The organism is Arthrobacter sp. ERGS1:01 (assembly GCF_001281315.1).
Taxonomy (GTDB): domain Bacteria; phylum Actinomycetota; class Actinomycetes; order Actinomycetales; family Micrococcaceae; genus Specibacter.
Map to the genome: position 1 here is coordinate 2,434,122 of NZ_CP012479.1, position 13,018 is coordinate 2,447,139.

Below are 13,018 nucleotides of genomic sequence, written 5' to 3' on the forward strand. Positions count from 1 at the left end.
GGCGTCCCTCAGATCCCGGTGGCCCGCAGCTGGAAGGTGACGGGCAGCAGGGGCGTGGCCGTCGGTGTGCACAATGCCTGGCTGTCCGCGAGCAGCAGCGGCACGCCACCGGACATCAGCCGGGTGGCCGAGGTCGTGAAGGTGGCGGTGACGCAGGGGCCGTTTCCGGCCGACGGCGGCGGCATGGCGCAGCCGGCCACGGTCCAGGGCGGTGTCACGGTCACGGTGGCCTGGCCGCTCACGGTGACGCGCGGGTTGGGCGCGGTGGCCTGTGCCTGGCCTCCGTGCGCGCACATGACCGTGGCGCCCACGTGGAGCAGTGGTCCCGGCATGGTGTTCCCCTTTCGTTGCGGCCCTCAGGTGATGGCCAGCGCCCCGTTGTTGATGGTGACGGTGGGCCCGGCCATGACGATCGTGGCGGCCCCGTTGGTGATGGTGATGCCCGTTTCGTTGACCATGATCGATGCCCCGCCGGCGCTCTTGATGATGATGCCGCCGGCCGGCCCGGGCAGGTCGCTGATGGTGATGGAGTTCCCGAGCCCGCTCTGGAGCACGATGCTGGGGCTGATGGGGTTGCCGGCGAGCGCAATCGCGGGCACCTCGGCGGCGCTGCCCCAGAACCCGCCGGTCCAGATGGGGTAGTCCAGATCGCCTTGTTCGTATTCGATCCAGACGGCCGATCCGATGGCCGGGACCACGAATACGCCCGATTGCTTGCCCGTGAACGGTGCGCAGGGCATGGCCCAGGTGGCGGGGATGACGTTCGTGACGCTGGGGACGATCGCCTGGATCCGGCCCATTTGCTGGGGGTCCACGTTTTGCACCACGGTGCCGCGGAACTTGCCGTAGTAGTCCCCGCTCATGCCGCCACCGCCGATACCGTCGAGATGAGCCCGTTGCGGATCAGCGTGAATTTTTGCGTGAACTCGCCGCGCTTGATCGAGTGCCGCACCTCGGCCACGTAGTAGAGGCCGTCGAAGGCCAGCCCGGCCCCGCGAACGCCCACCAGCTGGCGCGGGGCGAGCAGCCGCCCGTAGCGCAACACGTCCAGGGTGCCGATGCCCTCCACCGTGTCCGCCGTGTTCGCGGCCGTGGCGATGCCCACCATGATGGCCTGGGCCGGGGTGTACTTGGCGGTGTCCTTCAGCGGCAGCGTGTTCGACGGCGGCGGGTTGACTAGTCCCAGCGGTGGGTTGAGCGGGGTGATCGGCGGGATCGGGATGACGAGGGGAATGTGGGTTTGTTCGTTCTGGATGTAGACGAGCGGCAGCACGGACTTTTGCGGCTTGTAGGTGAACGTGATGGAGACGGCGTTCGTGAAGGAGTCCATGTCCAGGTTCAGCGCCGGTTGCGGCGCCCCCACCTTGATCCGCGGCCCCCAGTACGCGGTACTGGTGCCCGGAAGCGGCCCCGGCGCCAGATAGAAGACGTAGCCCACCTTCTTGGCCAGCGCCGTGACGTATTTCAGGTCGGTGCCCTGCTGGGTGGGGATCTTCTCCGTGGGGATCGGCACGTCGAGCATGATGCTGGGCACGATTAGAGGGATTACGCCCAGGGCCAGGTACTTGGCCAGCACAATGGCCACGGCCGCCTCGGCGGGCATGGCCGGGAACGGCAGCCCGGTCAGGTCCAGCTTGTCCATGAGCTTGGTCAGGTCCTCGCCGGTGACCTGCAGGATCGAGTGCGCCGCGTCGGTGCCGGGCAGCACCTGGACCTGGGTCACGACGCCGTCGGCCAGCACGGTAACGGAGCCGTTGAGGGAGGCGGTGAGCACCACCCGCACAATGGGGAACGGCGACCCGCCGGCCACGAGGAACAGGGTGGGGAGCACGGAGCTGTTGCTCATGGTGAATTGCAGCGTGAAGGCGCCGGGGCCATTGTCGCCGGCAGCGACTTCGACGCTGGTGAGCGCCTCGATGACGTCGCCGGGGACCGGGACGGCGATGGCCGGGCCCACCATGAGCCCCAGTTGCAGTGAGCTAGACATGGGGCAACCCCGGGACGCCTTCGGGCAGCGCGATGCGCAGCGTGGTGCCGGGCTCCGCGGTGAGCTCGCGCGGGAGCATGGCCCGGTTGGCGTCGGCCACCCGCCACGACAATTCCGGGTCTCCCAGCGCCGCCGCGGCAATGTTGTCCAGCCGGTCCCCGGCCACCACCACGTGGGTGCCGATCCCCGCGAGGTTTTCCGGGTGCGGGAGGAAGCGGCGGGCCAGGTAGGCAATGACTTGGCCGTCCGGCGTCGTCCAGCTCCGGGTGTCCGTGGTTGCGTAGCGGCTGTTGGCGGCAAAATTGGCGGCCATGGCTAGATCCCCCTGATTCCAAGTGTGTCCAGCGTGGCCTGCGGGCCGCCGGCGGCGAACTGTTCCTTCTGGGCCAGGTAGCTCATGAACAGGCTGCCTGCGCGGTGGTCGAAGCCGGCGTCGTCCACCGTGAGCACCCGCATTCCGAGGCTGACCTTGGCCTGGATCGGGTTGAGGTTGACGTCGAACGCCTCCTCGGTGATGGAGAACTCGGTGATCCGGACGGGGATCACCCGGTTCTTGCTCCACACGAACAGGGGCAGGGGCGCCTCCATGGGCAGGATTTCCAACCTGCCGGCCTGCTGCAGGGCGTTGTTGGCGAGCAGTTGCGCGCTGGTGGGGTACACCAGGGTTTCCAGGGCTGCCAGTTGCGGGAGGATTCCCGCGGTGGTGGCCGGGCCGGCGCCGAGCTCCAGCTGGTCGACGGCGTCGATGTCCGCCTCGAGCTTGATGGTTTCGGTGGGCGGGCCCTTGATGCGCAGCACCTCGGAGCGGTCGGGGGTGTCCTTGCCGGCGCCGTGGATGGCCAGCGTGCGGGTCAGGGTGGCCGGGTTGTACTGGAGCGCGATGATCCGCACGACGGCGGCCGTGTCCGGGTCCACGAGCACGATCCCGCCACGGACCAGGCGCGGTGCGATGGGTGGGGAGCTCATGCGGCGCCTCCCGTCGGCCCGGCAACGTCCTCGGCCACGGCCACGTTGCCCGCGCCGTCGTCCGCCACGGTGACCCGGACCGGCGGCCGGCCGCCGTCGGACCACCAGAAGGTCACGCCCCGCAGCGGCGACCCACCGAGCAGGGCCGGAAGTTCCGCGCCCGGGTGCCCGGCAAGGTCTTCGGGGGCCAGCACGGGGATCCGCCGGCGATCCGAGTCCAGGAGGAACACTGCCGCGGCGGCGACGGCGTCCGCGGCGGGCGGTTGCGCAGCCCCGCTCCACCGGTCCAACAGTTTCCCGAAGGCCTGGCCGGGGAAGGTGTCCGGCGGGTCGTTGTCGCGCAGCAGCCCGGCCAGGCTCCCGGTATCCCGGCCCGCACCCCAGGTGGCGGTGAAGAGGCGGCATCCGGGGGCCGTGTCCACGGCGTCCAGCGTGACGGAGACGTCGGCGGCGCCGATGTTCCCGCGGCCGCCCAGTTCCCGGGTGCGCCGCGCCACGGCCTCCTTGATGCGTGCGTTCACTTCCTCCTCCATCGTCCTCATCTCATCTCGAGGGGGCCAGGGGTGCCACGCTGGCCGCAAAGTAGGCCGCCGTGTCCGGGTCCTTGGCCGTGAGCTGGCGGCGCTTGTCCGCTCCGCCAAAGTAGAAGGAGTACACCTCGGCGAACCATTCGCCCGGGTCGCGGAACTGGTAGTCGGTCAGCAGCCGGGTCCTGGCGGCGAATTCGTAGCGGTTCCATTGCGAGGCATAGGACTCCTCGTAGACGTGGGCGGTCGGGGCGCCGATCCTGTCGCCGCCGTTGGGCTTGAACCACGGGTGGTCCAGGCCCGTACCGACGGCCGTGAGCGCGGGGTCCGCGGTGACCCCGGCCCGCACGGGTGCGGCCAATCCGGCAAACCACGGCCGGGCCGTAATCCTGGCCGTCAGGCCCACGCTGCTGCGGTTGGTCATGGCCGTCACCATCTCCGTTTCCACGTCGGCGCGCTGGGGAGCGGTCAGCCCCAACACCCCTGCATTGGAGTCGTCCACCATGTCGTGGGCACAGATGCTCATGGTCGCGCCGTACTGCACCCAGCCGCCCCGCTTGGAGTCCGTGGGGAGGATGCTGGTGGTCCACCCCATCTGTTTGTCCACCGAGTGCCCGGTCTCGTGCAGCACCGTGGCGCTCAGGCCGGTGTCGGAGACGTTGATGTCCAGCTCCCGGATGCCGCCCGAATACACGCCTCCGGTGATCTCCCCGCGCGCGTCGCGGCCCTGCGAGAAAGCGCCTACCCGGCGGAAGTCCGCGTTGCGGGCCACGTGGGAATCGGGCAGGCTGTCCAGCGCCAGGTAGGTCTCGCGCAGCGCATCGGCCGTCCAGTCGGAGGCGGGGTAGCCGGCAATCATGCCGCGGCCCACCGGCACGTCGAAGCGGATTCCGGCGGCCAGCACCAGGGTGTCCAGGGCCCCGTCGGAGGATTCGGTGGCGATGACCCGCAGGATGGTCTGCTGGTCCGCCGTCAACCGGCCGCGTGTCAGGGTGCTGATCCAGGGCCGGACGTACAGGGCCTGGTGCGCCGCCGTGGAGTTGGAGACCAGCCGCCCCAGCTTCCCGGCGGCATTCAGGCCCAGCAGGAATTTCTCCTGTTCGGGCACCGGCAGGTTCACCATGGTGTTGAAGACATTCGTGACGTCGGCATCCGTGACGGCCCAGTCAAAGAGGCCGTAGCTGAGTTTGTCGGCTGCCTGCGGGACTGCCCTGGCGGCGCCGATCGCGGTGATGATCCGCGTGTAGGCCGGTCCGGTTTTCGCGGCGTCGGGAAGGTTGTCGATGAGGCGGTCGATGTACTTTTGCTCCAGCCGGGCCAGGCCCGCCGTCAGCGCGGGGGCGGGCAATGCAGCCAGGGCGGCCAGGGCCTCCATGGCGTCCGAGTCCGTCACGGCCCAGTCCAGCACGCCGTAGGAGAGCTTGTCGCGCACGTCGTCGATGACGTCGAACTGGATGGCTGGGGCGGAGCCGTTTCGCTGCTGCACCGTGTGGGCCGCCTCGTGGCCGATCAGCCGCAGTCCGTCGGCGGTGGCCGGGTTGAGGTTCTCGGCACTGCCCAGGATGTCCTGCCCCACGGTGGCGGCCCGGGCGCCCAGGGATGCGGCAAAGCGGCCGGCGGCGTCGCCGGCGTGCACGCGGACGGCACCGAGGTCGGCGCCCATGGCCCGTTCCAGCGTGGTGCGCGTGCCGGTGTGCAGCGGCTGCCCCGTCGATTGCATGGTGCGTGCCGCGCCCCGGGCCAGGGCGGCCAGCGTGGTTTCGGCCAGGGGTGCCCGGCTTTCGTGCCGTTCAGGCCTGCCGGCATGCCCGCCCGGGTTTGCGGCCACGTTTGTGGCCACGTTTGTGGCCACGTTTGTGGCCACGTTTGTGGCCACGTTTGCGGCCACGGTGTCCGCGGCGCGCTCGCGGGCCAGCGTGCCGCCACGCGCCACCGCCGGCCGGTGGATCGGTGGGGCAAGGGTGGGTGCCATCTTTTCAGCCATGGTGCAGCCCTCCGGCCAGCGTGGCGCCGATCCGCCGGCCCAGCAGTCCCGGCGGCATGCCCGCGGTGACGGCCACGGGCGGCAGCACCAGCCGGGCGGCGTTCGCCGATGCCGGGAATCCCGCGGCCGGGACCGGCGTCGGCCGTGTGTGCGGGCCGGCTCCGACGGCGGCGGCCAGGCTTCGGGTCAGCTCGGCCCGGAGCGCGGCCGCCAGGGCGTCGGCACCGCCCGGGCCCAGGTCCAGGCCGTCCAGGACCAGCCGGTCGATCTGCACGTCAATGTCCATGGTCCACCAGCTCCCCGTGCCAGGCGAAGTCGCCTTCGTTGACGGGCCGGCCCAGCTTGCGGATTTCATCGCGGGCCGCCGCCAGCACCAGATCCATGGTGACCGTGCCCGTGGCCCCGGCCGCCATGAAGGCCGCGTTGAGGGCAACGTTGTGGATGCTGCCGCCGGTCAGGTTCAGCCGGGACAGCCTGCCAAAGTCCAGCTCCCCCACGGGTGCCGCGGCCGGGAATACGGCCTGCCAGATGGCCAGGCGTTCGGGCAGCGCCGGGAACGGGAAGTCCAGCACGAAGCGCAGCCGGCGCAGGAACGCCTGGTCCAGGCTGTCCTTGCGGTTGGTGGCCAGGATGGCCAGGCCGCGGAACGACTCGATGCGCTGGAGCAGGTAACTGACCTCGATGTTGGCGTAGCGGTCGTGGCTGTCCTTGACGTCGCTGCGCATTCCGAACAGGGCGTCCGCCTCGTCAAAGAACAGGATGGCGCCGCCGTTTTCCGCGGCGTCGAAGAGCTTGCGGAGGTTTTTCTCGGTCTCGCCAATGTACTTGCTCACCACGGCCGAGAGATCGATCTTGTAGAGCAGGAGTCCCAATTCATTGGCGAGCGCCTCGGCCGCCATGGTTTTCCCCGTCCCGCTTTCGCCGGCGAACAGGACGCTCAGGCCGGTGCCGCGCTGCAGGCCGGCGGCAAAGCCGTAACCGTTGTAGACGGTGTCCCGGTGGGCCACCTGGCCGGCGATTTGGGCCAGCAGCGACCGTTCGGCGGCGGGCAGCTTGAGCGCGTCCGGCTGCACAGTGGCCCGGACCCGCTGCGCCAGCCGGTCCAGTGCCGGTCCGGAGGTTTCCAGCGCGGCCGACCAGACGGCGTCGGGCCCGGACTGGCCATCCGTTTCGGCGCGGGCAAGCGTTGCGGTGATGGCCGTCAGGTCAAAGTCGAAGGTCGCGGCCAGCCGTCCGGCGCCTTCCGCCGCCTTGCCGTCGGTTGGACTGCCGTCGGTTGCATTGCCGTCGGTTGCATTGCCGTCGGTTGCCTTGCCGGCGCCGCCCAGGCCGGCCCGCCAGGCTTCCGCCTGTTCCGCCGTCGTCGGCTTCGCCACGTCCACGGCGAGCGCGCCGAGCTGCGGCCAGGGCTCGTGGACGGCCACGAAGATCAGTCCGCCGGTATGGCCCAGCCAGCGGCGCACGGCACCGGCCTGGGGATCGGCGGCGTCGAGCTCGGCCGCATCCAGGAACAGTGCGACGCCGGACAGCACGGATTCGCGCTGCCACAGCCGGGCGAACCGCACTGCGTCGACGGGGTCGGCGGGGATGTCGCCGGCGTCGAGGGTGAACAGCCTCAACCCCAGGGATGCCGCGGCCTCGGCGGCCACCATCTCCTTGGCGTCGCGGTGCGGCCCCGGCAGGGTCACGGCCAGCCCCTGGCCCGTGCCCGTGGCCAGCGTGGCGAGACGCCGCGCCACCTCGTGCTGGGACGCGGAGAGCCCGTTCGGAACGAGTGGCAGGTGCGAGGCCAGGGCACCGAGCCTCTCGTCCAGGTGGTCCAGGCCGAGGGCGAAATCAACGATCCGCTGATCGGCGTACAGCCTGGCTGCCGGCAGCGGCCGTGCCTCGTCCACGCACACCAGCGGCCAATACCGCAGCGGTTCCTCCGGCGACAGTGCGTCCCATGCGGGGTCCGCGAAGAGCGCCCGGGCCAGGCCGAAGGTGGGATACGGCAGCTCCGGCCGGCTGGCGGCGGCACCGCACAGTGCGGCCAGGTCCGGATCCAGTTCGACGGCGACGCAGAGGAAAAGGATGTTGGCCTCGAACCCGGACAGCTTGAACGCCGTGGCCAGGCGCAGCAGCGGGATCGTACCCGGGTCACCGGCCGGACCGGCGTCGTCGGGGATCGAGCCGGACGCACTCCCGGAGGCCGAAGCCGCCAGGGCCTCGAGCCGACGTCGCAGCCATGCCGTCCGCCCGGCCAGGAACGAGTCGTTGGCCGCGAGCCATTCCTCCCGCGTGCTCATGTGATATTCACCTGCTGGGCCGGGTCGAAGGCCGGCACCGCGCCCGTGAAGAGGACGGGGATGCTGTCCACGCCGTCCACCCGCAGCCGCACGGTGTGCAGGCCCGCGGGGAGATCGGGCACGGCAAACGTCACGGTGGAGGGTGTGCTGGAATACCCCGGGTCCCCCGGCGACGGATTGGTCACGGTGGCCGTGGCGGGGATGCTGTCGCACAGCACCACCACGTCCTGGCCGTCGCCGATGCGCGGCGAGCAGGTCAGCGTGGCCGTGCCGCCCACGGAGACCGTGGCGGGGGCGTGCGGGGTGAGCGTCACGGCCGGGGCCAGCGCAAAGGCCACGGCGTTGCTGAGCACGGCCGGGCGGCCCGGCGTGCGGGTCACGGCGGCGGCCGTGTAGAAGCCGGGCATCCAGTGGCCCCAGGCGAAGGGATCGATGCCAAGGTCCGGCGGCACCACCACCAGCTGGCCGGGCTGGGTGCCGGGCGTCGGGGCCACTTCCACGGGTGGCAGCGGCTGTTCCGGCGGCAGGGGCCGCCACATGCTGGTGAAACGAATCACGGTGTCGACGGCGGTGAGGTTGCTGCCGGTGACCACCACGGGCTGGCCCTGCACGGCGGCGGCCTGAGAGCGCGGGGGCACCAGGGCGGTGAGCGCGGCAGCTGCGCCGAGCACAGTTTGCACGCCGTCGTCGTTATTGCCGCGGTTGAGCACGGGCAGGGCGGCGTCGGCGGGGTTGTGGCTGTCGATCAGCACCACGGTCACCTCGTAGGCGGCGGAGACGCGCAGATTGGTTTGGAAGGCGGTCCAGAGCTTGGACAGATCGTCGGTCGTGAGTGGCAGCGGCGTGATCCGCACGCGTTCGGGCTGGCCGGCCACGTCGCTGTTGGCCAGTGCGCCCGTCAGTTCGTCGGGGCTGAGCACCGAGTGGTCGTGCAATACGCTCATGGCCGCACCCAGCGCCCGGTGGCTCACGGCGTCCTGGTCGGTGTCGTCCCGGCCGTAGGCGGTCACCAGATAGTGCAGGTTCAGGGCCAGGGGCGGCGTGGCGGACTCCCCCGGCCGGGTCCGCGGCGGGTCCTGGTTGCGCCAGCCGGCGTTGACGGCCGTGCCAAAGAGGAACAGGTTCAAGGAGGCGCCGGTGACGGTCTTCCGCGCCACGTCCGGGGTCCGCGTGGTGACGCTGAGGTCGGAAAGCACCGTGTCCAGCGCCGGCACGGTGGTCTGGAGCAGGTTCCGCAATGCCGCGGTCACGACGGCGACCGCCCAGGTGCTGCTCATGGCCGGTCCGCCAGGTACTCGTCCAGGCTCATCAGGGCGGGCCGTTCCGGAGCTGCCGCGCGGGGCGCGGGCACCGTGGCGGCCTTGACCTCGATCCGGCCGATGTGCACGTGGACGTGCTGTTCGGGCGCTCTCACCGCTTCGCGGCGCATCAGCGGCTCCAGCCGGGGGCGCAACGTGCCGGTGGCCCGTGCCTCAAGCGTGGCCGGTTCCCGGCGGGCGTGTGCGGCCTGTGTGGGTGCCGGAGGAGTCACCGCCTCCCCGCGCACGACGCCGTCCGGCCGGCCGGGAGCCGCTGCCACCCTTTCGCTGCGGCGAGGTTCCGCGGGTTCCGGGGCGGGCCGTTCCTTGGGGCGAAGCACCGGCCGGACTGCCGGCGCGGGTGCGGGCGGCGCGGCCACACCCAGGCGTTGGGTCGTGGCATCCTCGCGTTCCTTCGCAGGGACGGCCGGCTGCGGGTACCCCCGGCTTCCGGGTGCCACGGGGGCCGGCCGAAGTGCGGGTCCGTCCTCGGACCGGGCGGCGGGGCGTGAAATGGACGGCACGGCGCCCGGCTGGACGGCCGGCGCCGGCGCTATGACTGAGGTACGGGACGGGTCCGGACCGGCTTCCGAACCCGTTTCCGTCTCGGATTCCAACAAGGGGGCGGCATTGCCCGGCCACAGCGGGGCGCCGGCCTCTTCGTAGCGGGAGGCGAGGCGTGGCAGCACGGCGAGGCCCGCCGTCGTGCCCGCAGACGCTGCGGAAGCGCCGGTGCCTCGGGAAATGGCGGGACGTTCGCGGCCCAGCAGGCCGGCCACGAAGCTCATGGCGCCACGAGTTCCAGGTAGGCCTGGCGGCGACGCGGGGCCAGGGCCAGGATCTCGTGTTCGCTCCAGCCGTAGGCGCGGGCCAGGGCATCGATGTCCAGCAGCATGCGCCCGGCCCAGTGGTGCAGCTCCGCCCACAGACAGGAGGCGATGTGGAACGGCGCCAGCCATTGGCGGGAACAGTCGGGGCATTCGAGGGCCAGTTCGGTGGTGGCGGCCGGGTCCGTGCGGGCCAACTCCTCCCCCAGGGCTTCGACGAGGTCCGCCGGCAGGGCCGCCGGTTCCACGGGGACGCCGGACGCGGTCGCGGCGGCCACGCAGCGGTGCACCAGGGCGGTGGGCGCGTCGGCGGATACCAGGTTGAGCAGGTCGTCGCTGGTGACGGCGCGCAGGGTGACCTCGTAGCCGTCCCGTTGCACCGTGACGGCTTGCGCGGGCGCCCCTGCTGCCAGCGTGAGCGCGGGGAAGGACAGTTCCACCTCCAGCCCGCAGTCCGGGCATTGGGCCACGGCATCCAGGTCCGGGCCGAAGAGTTCGGTCCGGAATGCCAGCAGCGCCGCGTCGCGCCGGCCCAGCGGCCAGCCGGCCAGTTCCTCCCGCGTCTCCTGCGGGCAGGCGGCGGCGAGCAGCGTCAGGGCGCGGCGTGCCGGCTCCTGGTCAAGACCTTCCTCCCACACCTCCAGCAGTTGGGCTGCCCCCGGCCCCGGCACCGTCCATCACCCGTTCGCCGTGCTCAGGGTTGGTTCCGTGGGTTCCGTGACGGAGGGGTCCCGTTCCCAGCCTTCGTTTTCGAGCTTGATGTGCGCAATGGCCACGGCGTTGGCGTTGGCGTCCAGGTCCGGCAGGGCCTGGTATTCGGACACCCAGCAGCGGTAGATGTTGTAGGCGAGCACCTTTTGGCCGGCCTCGTTGTAGACCTCAAGGATGATGTCCTTGCGGAAGTCCTTGAGCGAGACCTCGGCGCCGAGCCCGGAGCCGAAGTCCCAGACCTTGGCCGCCCAGGCCTCGAAGTCGGTGTCGTGGGTGACGCCGCGTTCGATCGTGACGGCGTCGTATTCGGTGCGGCCCGGGGATTTCCTGGACGACGACGGGTCCCCGCCCTCCCGGTGCTTGACCACCTCGGTGGTCCGCTTGAGGCCGCCGACCTTGCTCACTCCGGCCACGTAGCGGCCATCCCACTTGATCCGGAACTTGAAGTTCTTGTAGGGGTCGAAACGCTGGGCGTTGACGCTGAACTGTGCCATGGTGTCCTCCTACGCCTGCACTGCGCCGGCAATTTGCGCCAGCGTGATGACAACAAATTCGGCCGGCTTGAGCGGGGCGAATCCCACCAGGATGTTCACCACGCCCAGGTCGATGTCGTTTTGCGTGGTGGTCTCGCCATCACATTTGACGAAGTAGGCGTCCTGGGGCGTGGAGCCCTGGAATGCGCCCTGGCGGAACAGGTTGTGCATGAACGCGCCCACGTTGAGCCGGATCTGTGCCCAGAGCGGTTCATCGTTGGGTTCAAACACCACCCATTGGGTGCCCCGGTACAGGCTCTCCTCGATGTACAGGGCCGTCCGGCGCACCGGCAGGTACTTCCATTGCGAGGCCAGCTGGTCGTTGCCCTCCAGCGTCCGGGCACCCCAGGCCACCGTGCCTGCGGCCGGGAAGGTGCGCAGGCAGTTCACGCCCAGCGGGTTCAGGTTGCCGTTCTCGGCGTCGTTGAGGGTCACGGTCAGGGCCTGCGCGCCGTTGATGGTCGCGTCGAGCCCGGCCGGCGCCTTCCACACGCCCCTGCTGCTGTCGGTGCGGGCCATGATGCCGGCCATGGCGCCGCAGGGCACCAGTTCACCGGGCTGGTTCCCACGCAATGGGTCGGGTGAGAGTATTCGCGGGAAGTACAGGGCCGCGTAGTTGCTGGTGGTGTTGATCATGCCCGAGCTGAACTGCGTGACGGCGGTGGCCGCGTCCCCCCAGGCATGCGGGGAGTCGAGCAGCAACACGGCCCGCCGCGACTGGCAGTAGGCCACGGCGTCCGGGACCAGCCCGTCGTAGTCGATGTCGCCGTCGTTGGGACCGTTCAGGTAGGGCGGGATGCACAGCAGGTTGAACAGATCGGCGTTGGCCAGCGCGTACAGCCCGGCCTTGCCGGATTGCTTGCCCGGGCCGTTGAAATCGACCGTGACCAGGGCGCCGCCGTCACTGGCCATGCCGGCGGGCGCCACCACCGCGTTCGTGGCGGGCAGTGCCGGGATGGCGGGGGTGGGCGGGGTGGTGGTGTTGTCGGCCGGCACCTCGGCGACGGCGTTGTCGCCCCATTTGTCGAACTGGTGCCGGGTGGGGTCGGGGTCCGGGCTCACATCCGGGCGCGACGCCGGCAGCCCGGCGGCCGTGACAAGCTTGGATCCGCCCGCCAGCACCACGTCTACCCGCCGCACGTCGCCGGGCAGCACGGAAACGTTCAGGAACGTTTCCACCTGCCCGGTGGTCCCGTCCCGGACCAGCAGGTTGAAGACGTCCGGCTGGACGACGCCGTTGACGCTGATGTATTCCACCCGTGCCCGCAAGCTGTTTCCCCATGCGCCGGGATACCTCGCGTTCAGCGTCAGGGTGGAGATGGTCAGCTGCGCGGCATCGAGCAGGGTGGCCGTTGCGGCGGCGGCCGTGGCGGCGTCACCGACCGTGGCGGCCGTGGCACCCGAGGCCGTGGAGGCGGCCAGCGCGGCCGCGGCAACGAGGGCCGCGGCGCTCATCTCCGGATCGCTCGTGTAGGTGGCCGCCTTGGTGGCGGCGGCCGCTGCGGCGGCCTGGGCACTCGTTCCCGTGGCGGCGGCAGCCGTGGCGGCAGCTGCGGCTACGGCATTGGCCCGGGCCGCGGCGTTGGCGAAGTTGTTGTGGAAGATCCGCACCACCAGGGCCTGGCTGCCGCCGTTGCGGTAGAAGTCACGGACGGCGTAGCCCAGGGATCCCCCCAGCCACAACCCGCCGAAGGAGCGTTCAAAATCGGAATAGCTGTTGATGGTGACCGGTGCATCGACGGGTCCGCGGGAGGCCCTTCCAATGAAGGCGGTAATGGAAGTCGCCACACCCGTGATGGTGTGAACCCCGCTGGACGCTTCTGTGACATAGACGCCCGGATAGCTTGTTGTGACTGGCATGAGATCCCCCACCAGAAAAGAGCTGTTTAATTTGGGG

The 13,018-nt window shown here is 70.6% G+C and carries 14 protein-coding genes; all 14 read right to left on the minus strand.

Annotated elements, in window-relative coordinates:
* Window positions 1-8: 8 nt before the first annotated feature.
* The 14 genes from AL755_RS14970 to AL755_RS15035 are packed head-to-tail and all read right to left on the minus strand — an operon-like array spanning window position 9 to window position 12,981.
* Window positions 9-332: a hypothetical protein gene (locus tag AL755_RS14970; RefSeq protein WP_054011686.1), complete on the minus strand. Its 324-nt coding sequence runs from the start codon at window positions 330-332 to the stop codon at window positions 9-11.
* Between the two features lie 24 nt (window positions 333-356).
* Window positions 357-863 carry a phage baseplate assembly protein V gene (locus AL755_RS14975; protein ID WP_054011687.1) on the minus strand — a complete coding sequence of 169 codons (507 nt, stop codon included), beginning with the start codon at window positions 861-863 and terminating at the stop codon, window positions 357-359.
* A complete protein-coding gene (locus AL755_RS14980; RefSeq protein ID WP_054011688.1) occupies window positions 860-1,987 on the minus strand; it encodes a hypothetical protein in 1,128 nt (375 codons plus the stop codon). The genes AL755_RS14975 and AL755_RS14980 overlap by 4 nt, the downstream gene beginning before the upstream one ends.
* Window positions 1,980-2,300, minus strand: coding sequence for a hypothetical protein (locus AL755_RS14985; RefSeq protein WP_054011689.1), 321 nt, complete (start codon window positions 2,298-2,300; stop codon window positions 1,980-1,982). Before AL755_RS14985 ends, AL755_RS14980 begins: the two co-directional genes overlap by 8 nt.
* Window positions 2,301-2,302: 2 nt before the next feature.
* Window positions 2,303-2,953 (minus strand): hypothetical protein, encoded by a 651-nt coding sequence (locus AL755_RS14990; RefSeq protein ID WP_054011690.1) that lies wholly within the window; start codon window positions 2,951-2,953, stop codon window positions 2,303-2,305.
* Window positions 2,950-3,474, minus strand: a complete 525-nt coding sequence (locus AL755_RS14995) for a hypothetical protein (RefSeq protein WP_150117135.1) — start codon at window positions 3,472-3,474, stop codon at window positions 2,950-2,952. The genes AL755_RS14990 and AL755_RS14995 overlap by 4 nt, the downstream gene beginning before the upstream one ends.
* 22 nt (window positions 3,475-3,496) lie before the next feature.
* On the minus strand, window positions 3,497-5,464 hold the full coding sequence (locus tag AL755_RS15000; RefSeq protein ID WP_054011692.1) for an eCIS core domain-containing protein: 1,968 nt from the start codon (window positions 5,462-5,464) through the stop codon (window positions 3,497-3,499).
* Window positions 5,457-5,750, minus strand: coding sequence for a hypothetical protein (locus AL755_RS15005; protein ID WP_054011693.1), 294 nt, complete (start codon window positions 5,748-5,750; stop codon window positions 5,457-5,459). The genes AL755_RS15000 and AL755_RS15005 overlap by 8 nt, the downstream gene beginning before the upstream one ends.
* Window positions 5,740-7,752, minus strand: a complete 2,013-nt coding sequence (locus tag AL755_RS15010) for an ATP-binding protein (protein WP_054011694.1) — start codon at window positions 7,750-7,752, stop codon at window positions 5,740-5,742. Before AL755_RS15010 ends, AL755_RS15005 begins: the two co-directional genes overlap by 11 nt.
* Entirely contained in the window at window positions 7,749-9,029 is a 1,281-nt protein-coding gene (locus AL755_RS15015; protein ID WP_054011695.1) for a DUF4255 domain-containing protein, read from the minus strand. Before AL755_RS15015 ends, AL755_RS15010 begins: the two co-directional genes overlap by 4 nt.
* Window positions 9,026-9,838: a hypothetical protein gene (locus AL755_RS15020; RefSeq protein ID WP_054011696.1), complete on the minus strand. Its 813-nt coding sequence runs from the start codon at window positions 9,836-9,838 to the stop codon at window positions 9,026-9,028. Before AL755_RS15020 ends, AL755_RS15015 begins: the two co-directional genes overlap by 4 nt.
* Window positions 9,835-10,548: a T4 family baseplate hub assembly chaperone gene (locus AL755_RS15025; RefSeq protein WP_054011697.1), complete on the minus strand. Its 714-nt coding sequence runs from the start codon at window positions 10,546-10,548 to the stop codon at window positions 9,835-9,837. The genes AL755_RS15020 and AL755_RS15025 overlap by 4 nt, the downstream gene beginning before the upstream one ends.
* Before the next feature lie 6 nt (window positions 10,549-10,554).
* On the minus strand, window positions 10,555-11,082 hold the full coding sequence (locus AL755_RS15030) for a phage tail protein (protein WP_054011698.1): 528 nt from the start codon (window positions 11,080-11,082) through the stop codon (window positions 10,555-10,557).
* A 9-nt stretch (window positions 11,083-11,091) separates the two neighbouring features.
* Entirely contained in the window at window positions 11,092-12,981 is a 1,890-nt protein-coding gene (locus AL755_RS15035) for a phage tail sheath family protein (protein WP_054011699.1), read from the minus strand.
* Between the last annotated feature and the right edge of the window lie 37 nt (window positions 12,982-13,018).

Coding starts and splice junctions, on each gene's coding strand:
- AL755_RS15030 (WP_054011698.1), bottom strand. CDS start 11,082: ATGGCACAGTTCAGCGTCAACGCCCAGCGTTTCGACCCCTACAAGAAC.
- AL755_RS15015 (WP_054011695.1), bottom strand. CDS start 9,029: ATGAGCAGCACCTGGGCGGTCGCCGTCGTGACCGCGGCATTGCGGAAC.
- AL755_RS15000 (WP_054011692.1), bottom strand. CDS start 5,464: ATGGCTGAAAAGATGGCACCCACCCTTGCCCCACCGATCCACCGGCCG.
- AL755_RS14985 (WP_054011689.1), bottom strand. CDS start 2,300: ATGGCCGCCAATTTTGCCGCCAACAGCCGCTACGCAACCACGGACACC.
- AL755_RS15010 (WP_054011694.1), bottom strand. CDS start 7,752: ATGAGCACGCGGGAGGAATGGCTCGCGGCCAACGACTCGTTCCTGGCC.
- AL755_RS14990 (WP_054011690.1), bottom strand. CDS start 2,953: ATGAGCTCCCCACCCATCGCACCGCGCCTGGTCCGTGGCGGGATCGTG.
- AL755_RS15020 (WP_054011696.1), bottom strand. CDS start 9,838: ATGAGCTTCGTGGCCGGCCTGCTGGGCCGCGAACGTCCCGCCATTTCC.
- AL755_RS15005 (WP_054011693.1), bottom strand. CDS start 5,750: ATGGACATTGACGTGCAGATCGACCGGCTGGTCCTGGACGGCCTGGAC.
- AL755_RS14970 (WP_054011686.1), bottom strand. CDS start 332: ATGCCGGGACCACTGCTCCACGTGGGCGCCACGGTCATGTGCGCGCAC.
- AL755_RS14975 (WP_054011687.1), bottom strand. CDS start 863: ATGAGCGGGGACTACTACGGCAAGTTCCGCGGCACCGTGGTGCAAAAC.
- AL755_RS15035 (WP_054011699.1), bottom strand. CDS start 12,981: ATGCCAGTCACAACAAGCTATCCGGGCGTCTATGTCACAGAAGCGTCC.
- AL755_RS14980 (WP_054011688.1), bottom strand. CDS start 1,987: ATGTCTAGCTCACTGCAACTGGGGCTCATGGTGGGCCCGGCCATCGCC.